The organism is Micromonospora sp. NPDC003776 (assembly GCF_053605645.1).
The window spans coordinates 1-6,030 of sequence record NZ_JBSGJR010000445.1; the positions used below are offsets into that span (position 1 = coordinate 1).

Sequence of the window (6,030 nt, forward strand, 5' to 3'; positions counted from 1 at the left end):
GGGGTCATGACGATCACCCGGTTGGCCAGGTAGACCGCCTCGGCGATGGAGTGGGTGACGAGCAGGACGGTGGTGCCGGTCTCCGCCGACACCGGGGCGCCCCACCGGCCCCGCCGCCCGGCTCACCCCGCAGGAGTTGCAGATCGTCACGCTCGCGGCCGCCGGCCTGTCCAACAAGGACATCGCCACCCGGCTGTTCCTGTCCGCCCGCACCGTCGGCTACCACCTGTACAAGGCGTACCCGAAGCTCGGCGTGGTGTCCCGCGCCGAACTGGCCGGCCTGGACCTGGCGAGCCCCTGACCACGCCTATCCGCGCAGCAGGCGCTGGAGGTGCTCCGCCTCCTGGGCGGACGGCTCGGCCGGCCGGCTGTCCAGCAGCCGCCAGCGGGTCGTCGCGCCGTCGGGTCCGGTCAGTTCGCCGCGCGCCAACGCACCGTCGATGTCCCGCCGGACGCTCCGCTCCCGGTGCGGTTCGGTGGCGAAGAGGATGCGCAGGCGTACCTCGCCGCCGACCCGTTCGGCCCGGGTGTGGTGGGGCGCGACCGGGCAGGGCGGCGCGTGCTCCCAGTCGCCGCACAGGGCCACGGTGACGGCCGCCCCGGGTGCCCGGTCGTCGGCATCCGGCGTCATGCCGAGCACGGCCTGGTGGGCGTACCCCTGTCGCATGCCGCCACTGTCCCCGCGGACGGGCCGGCGGGCAAGGAGGCGGCCCCGTACCGCGCGACGGGGCGCCTCCTCAGCTCGGCCGGGAGGGTTAGGGCAGATTCGGGTAGAGGGCGGCGACCCCGCCGGAGAGCCCGGCGAGGACCCGCCGGGAGGTCTCGTCGGCGACGATCTCGTACGAGTCGGCCTCGATGCCGTCGACGGCGATCCGGGCGATCTCCGCCGGGTCGGACTTCGGCCCGGTCACCCCGGCCGTCATGTCCGTGTCCATGTACCCGACGTGCAGGCCGGCGACCCGCACGCCCCGGTCGGCGAGTTGGGCGCGCAGCGCGTTGGTCATCGACCACTCGGCCGCCTTGGCCGCGCCGTACGCGCCGGTCTGCGGGAACGTGATCCAGGACAGGGCGGAGAGGATGTTCAGGATGGTTCCGCCGCCGTTGGCCGCGATCCGGGGCGCGACCGCGCGCACCACCGACAGCGTGCCGAGGTAGTGCGTCTCCAGCTCCAGCCGGATCTGCGCCAGGTCGCCGTCGAGCAGGTCCGCCCCGGTGCTCACTCCGGCGTTGTTGACCAGCAGGGTGACGTCGCCGGCCCGCTCGGCGGCGGCGCGTACGGACTCCGGGTCGTTGAGGTCCAGCCGGACCGGGGTGACCCCGGGCAGCTCGACGGTGTCCGGGTTGCGGGCGCCCGCGTAGACGGTGGCGCCCCGGGCCAGCAGTTCGGCGGCCAGGTGCCGGCCGAAACCGCGGTTCGCCCCGGTGACCAGGGCCGTACGTCCAGCGATCTTCATGTCTCGCTCCTGAGGAGGTGGCAAAGCGCGGGTGGGTCAGGTCGTGGCCGGCAGCAGGCCCGGGCCGGGCAGCGCGTCCACCTCGCCGGGCGGCACGTCGTGCCCGGCGGCGCAGCGCAGCGCCACCTGCACCGGCGCGCCGCAGTCGTGGTGCGTGACCCGCACCGACGGCTCGTCGACGGCGTACGCGTCGCCCCACTGGCGCAGGGCGGCGAGCACCGGCAGCAGGTCGCGGCCCTTGGGGGTGAGCTGGTACTCGTCCCGGGTGCGCTGTCCGGGTTGGCGGTAGGGTCGCCGCTCCAGCAGCCCGTCGGCGACGAGTTGCTTGAGCCGGGCGGCGGCCACCGGCTCGCTGACCCCGGCCCGGCGGGCGAAGTCGTCGAACCGGCGGGTGCCGAAGGACGCCTCGCGCAGCAGGAGCAGCGTGGTGCGGTTGCCGACCACGTCGAGCGCCCGGGCGATCGAGCAGTTGGCGGTCGACCAGGTGTCGCGCTGGGCGAGGAGGTACGTCATGCCGATGACGCTACCCGGCCTGACTTAGGAAAACCAAAGCCAGGTGCGTCACACCTGGCCGGCGTAGAAGCCGTACCGGGCCAGCGGCTCCACGATCACCCGCTCCTCCCACGACAGGTGCGACAGCAGGGTGTCGGTGAGCAGGTCCACCGCCTCCTGGAGTTCGGTGAAGTCGCCCGGTTGCCGGATCAGGTTCACCAGGGCCCGGTCGACACCCTCGACCACCTCGTGGATCACCACGTGCTCCTCCGCCAGCCGGTCCAGCACCGGCCCCAGCCCGCCGTCGGAGCGGCGCAGATGCGGGAAGATCGAGTTGTCCTCCAGCCCGTGGTGCTGCGCCACCACCGTGCAGTACGCGGCGCAGTACGCCCCCAGCGTCCAGTTGTTCTGCCGCATGGTCATCTCGTGCAGCGCGGCCCGCGCCGCCCCCGGGGACACCGTGCCGCGTCGGACCTGTTCCAGCAGGTCACGTACCTGGTGCAGCTCCTGCCGCAGGTGGTCGTGCACGTCCACCAGGTGCTGCCCGGCGGCCTGCCCGTGCGGGGTGTAGACGTGCCCGGCCGGCGCGGGCGGGGGCGTCGGCCGGGTGGACTCGTCCCAGAGCCGGCGGGCGCTGAGGCGTACCCCGGGATCGGGGGTGGGGGTGACCGCGAGGCCGGTGGACCCGCCGGCCTGGACCGCCGCCCGCTCCTCCTGCACGGCGCGGGCCCGGCTGCCGGGCGTGGTGCGTTCGGCCGCCACCAGCTCGCGCACCGCGGGCGCGATCTCCTGGCCGAACAGTTGGACGGCGCGGGGCTCGTCGCTGCCCAGGATGAACGTGGAGATGCCGTGGTCCAGGGCGAGCCCGGCCAGCTCCTCCACCCACTGCTCGGGCGGGCCGTCCAGGAAGCCGCCGGAGGAGCGGGCGAACGTGCCGTTGACGTTGAGCAGCCGCCGCACCGCCGCGGGGTCCCGGCCGGCGGCCTGTGCGCCCTCGTCGACCAGCGCGTTGAGCGCGGGCAGCTCCGCCGGGCCCTTCGGCAGGTACGCCAGCGACGGCAGCCAGCCGTCCGCCGCCCGCCCGACCAGGCGCAGCATCCGCGGCTTGTACGCGCCGACCCAGATCTCCACCGGGTGTGCCGGAGCGGGCCCGCGCTTCGCGCCGACCACCCGGTAGTGCTCGCCCTCGACCCGGACCATGCCGCGCCGGTCGGTGTCCCACACCTCGCGGATCACCCGGATCGCCTCGGCCAGCGCGTCCACCGCCTGGCCGGGGGAGAGCCGTCGCCCGCCGGCCGCCTCGATCGCCTCCCAGAACGCGCCGGCGCCCAGGCCCAGCTCGACCCGGCCGCCGGTGAGCAGGTCGAGGCTCGCCACGCTGCGGGCGAGGACGACGGGCTGGCGCAGCGGCAGGTTCAGCACGTTGCCGGCCAGCCGGATCCGGCTGGTGGCCGCGGCCACGAACGACATCAGCGTCCAGGTGTCCAGGAACCCCGGCTGGTACGGGTGGTCCTGGAAGGTGACCAGGTCGAGCCCGGCCTGCTCGCAGAGCTTGGCCCGGGCCACCACCTGCTCCGGTCGCCCGGCGGTGGGGGTGAGGAAGCCGCCGAAGAGCAGCTCGTGTCCGTGGTCGGTCATGTCCGTCTCGCCACCTCGTCCGATCTTGCGCGAACCTCCGCCACGGTAGTCCGCCCCGGGGCCGTCCCGCCCGGTGGTTCCGGAACCGGCAAGGATTGTTCACAGTCGATCCCTGCGGGCGTAGGGTCCGGTCACCGGCTTCAGCGTTCCTCCGGAAGGAGCGACCCGTGATCCGTCACCGCCACCGTCCCCTCCCGCTCGTGCTGCTCCTCGTCGCACTCACCGCCCTGGCCGCGCCGGCCCCGGCCACCGCCGCCGGCCTGCCGTACCAGGACCCGACGCTGCCCGTCGCCACCCGCGTCGCCGACCTGCTCTCCCGGATGACCCTGGACGAGAAGATCGGCCAGATGACTCAGGCCGAACGGGGTTCGGTGAGCGCGAGCGACCTGACCACCTACCGCCTCGGCTCGATCCTCTCCGGCGGCGGCTCCGCGCCCTCGCCGAACACCGCCACCTCCTGGGCCGACATGTACGACGGCTTCCAGCGCGCCGCCCTCGCCACCCCGCTCGGCATCCCGATGATCTACGGGGTGGACGCCGTGCACGGCCACAACAACGTGTACGGGGCGACCATCTTCCCGCACAACATCGGGCTCGGCGCCACCCGCGATCCGGCCCTGGTGCAGCAGATCGGCCAGGCCGTGGCCGAGGAGATCAGCGGCACCGGCGTCGACTGGGACTTCGCCCCCTGTCTCTGCGTCGCCCGCAACGACCGGTGGGGCCGCACCTACGAGTCCTTCGGCGAGACCCCGGACCTGCCCTCCAGCCTGTCCACCCTGGTCACCGGCCTGCAGGGCAGCAGCCTCGGTGGGCCCACCTCGGTGCTCGCCACCGCCAAGCACTACGTCGGCGACGGCGGCACCACCGGCGGCGTCGACCAGGGGAACACCGAGCTCAGCGAGGCCGACCTGCGGGCCATCCACCTGCCGCCGTTCCAGGCCGCCGTGCAGCGCGGGGTGGGCGCGGTGATGATCTCCTACAGCAGTTGGAACGGCGTGAAACTGCACGGCCACCAGTACCTGATCAGCACTGTCCTCAAGGGAGAGCTCGGCTTCTCCGGCTTCGTCGTCTCGGACTGGAACGGCATCGACCAGATCGACGGCAGCGCCGGCTTCACCGCCGCCGAGGTGAGCACCGCCATCAACGCCGGCATCGACATGGTGATGGTGCCCACCGCCTGGAAGACCTTCATCAGCACCCTCCGCGCGGAGGTGCAGAACGGGCACGTGCCGATGAGCCGGATCGACGACGCCAACCGGCGCATCCTCACCAAGAAGTTCGAACTCGGGCTCTTCGAGCGCCCGTACACCGATCGGAGCTGGACCGCGACGGTCGGCAACGCGGCGCACCGGGCCCTCGCCCGACAGGCCGTGCGCCAGTCCCAGGTGCTGCTGAAGAACAACGGCGGGGTGCTGCCGCTGGCCCGGGACAACAACAAGATCTTCGTGGCCGGCAAGAACGCCGACAACATCGGCAACCAGAGTGGCGGATGGACCATCTCCTGGCAGGGGTCCTCCGGCAACATCACCCCCGGCACCACCATCCTCCAGGGCATCCGCGCGGCCGTCGGCCCGACCACCACGGTCACCTACAACCAGCGCGGCACCGGCATCAACAGCAGCTACCGGGCCGCCATCGCGGTGGTCGGCGAGACGCCGTACGCCGAGGGTCAGGGCGACCGTACCGGCAGCATGAGCCTGGACCGCGAGGACCTGCGCACCATCTCGACGCTGCGCAATGCGGGCGTACCGGTGATCGTGGTGCTGGTCTCCGGCCGGCCGATGGACATCTCGGCCGAACTGCCCACGTGGGACGCGCTGCTGGCCTCCTGGCTGCCCGGCACCGAGGGCGCGGGTGTCGCCGACGTCCTCTTCGGGGGGTACGCGCCCACCGGCAAACTGCCGATGACCTGGATGAACTCGGTCAGCCAGCAGCCCATCAACGCCGGGGACGGGCAGCTGCCGCTCTTCCCGCAGGGCTACGGCCTGACGTACTGAAGGGACGCGCACGGAGCCGGCGTGGACGGTCACTGTGGGTGATGAGCCCGCGTGTACGACACGCCGGTTCCGCGCGCAACTCGTGCGATCGCGGCGTCGCTCGGCCGGGTGAAGAACTTCACAAGAAGTGGGCGATCACCCGAAACCGTTCCTAACGTCGTATCCGTTCGCGATCGCGGACACCACGGGCCGGTAACGCCTAATCCCGCCACCGGCCCGGCGGTACCTGGACCTCACGGCGGGAGCGGGGGACCCACAAGTTCCTCGGTGCTCGACACCTCGGGGTGAAGCCGCCACGGCGGCCGGGCTCCTCGGCCCGAACCCGACAGCTCACCTCGTCGGCGTGGAGGAAAACCACCATGGCAAGTGAATACGTCGCTCGTCACCGACGGACCACGCAGCGTCGCCTCGCCGTCGGGGCGCTCGTCGTCGGCGCCGCCACCGGCGCC

General features: G+C 72.8%; 5 protein-coding genes, 1 pseudogene and 1 riboswitch. Of the genes and pseudogenes, 2 read left to right on the forward strand and 4 right to left on the reverse strand.

Translation table 11 applies throughout. From position 1 onward, the window contains the following. Window positions 1–127: 127 nt before the first annotated feature. Window positions 128–301 (forward strand): annotated as a pseudogene (locus tag ACWEVO_RS27620) (helix-turn-helix domain-containing protein); the annotation flags it as partial. Between the two features lie 6 nt (window positions 302–307). On the opposite strand, the gene ACWEVO_RS27625 reads toward ACWEVO_RS27620, so the two are convergent. The 4 genes from ACWEVO_RS27625 to ACWEVO_RS27640 form a co-directional block, all read right to left on the reverse strand. Next, a complete protein-coding gene (locus ACWEVO_RS27625) occupies window positions 308–667 on the reverse strand; it encodes a hypothetical protein (protein WP_452310416.1) in 360 nt (119 codons plus the stop codon). Window positions 668–755: 88 nt separating this feature from the next. Further along, window positions 756–1,454, reverse strand: coding sequence for an SDR family oxidoreductase (locus tag ACWEVO_RS27630; RefSeq protein WP_452310417.1), 699 nt, complete (start codon window positions 1,452–1,454; stop codon window positions 756–758). A 36-nt stretch (window positions 1,455–1,490) separates the two neighbouring features. After that, the gene (locus tag ACWEVO_RS27635; protein ID WP_452310418.1) at window positions 1,491–1,967 is read right to left on the reverse strand and encodes a winged helix-turn-helix transcriptional regulator; all 477 of its coding nucleotides are present in this window, start codon (window positions 1,965–1,967) and stop codon (window positions 1,491–1,493) included. Window positions 1,968–2,015: 48 nt separating this feature from the next. After that, window positions 2,016–3,584, reverse strand: coding sequence for an LLM class flavin-dependent oxidoreductase (locus tag ACWEVO_RS27640; protein ID WP_452310419.1), 1,569 nt, complete (start codon window positions 3,582–3,584; stop codon window positions 2,016–2,018). A gap of 167 nt (window positions 3,585–3,751) precedes the next feature. Between ACWEVO_RS27640 and ACWEVO_RS27645 the strand changes: the two genes are divergently transcribed. Further along, window positions 3,752–5,581, forward strand: a complete 1,830-nt coding sequence (locus tag ACWEVO_RS27645; RefSeq protein ID WP_452310420.1) for a glycoside hydrolase family 3 protein — start codon at window positions 3,752–3,754, stop codon at window positions 5,579–5,581. 186 nt (window positions 5,582–5,767) lie between these two features. Further along, window positions 5,768–5,935, forward strand: a riboswitch (cyclic di-AMP (ydaO/yuaA leader). The last annotated feature ends 95 nt before the right edge of the window (window positions 5,936–6,030 follow it).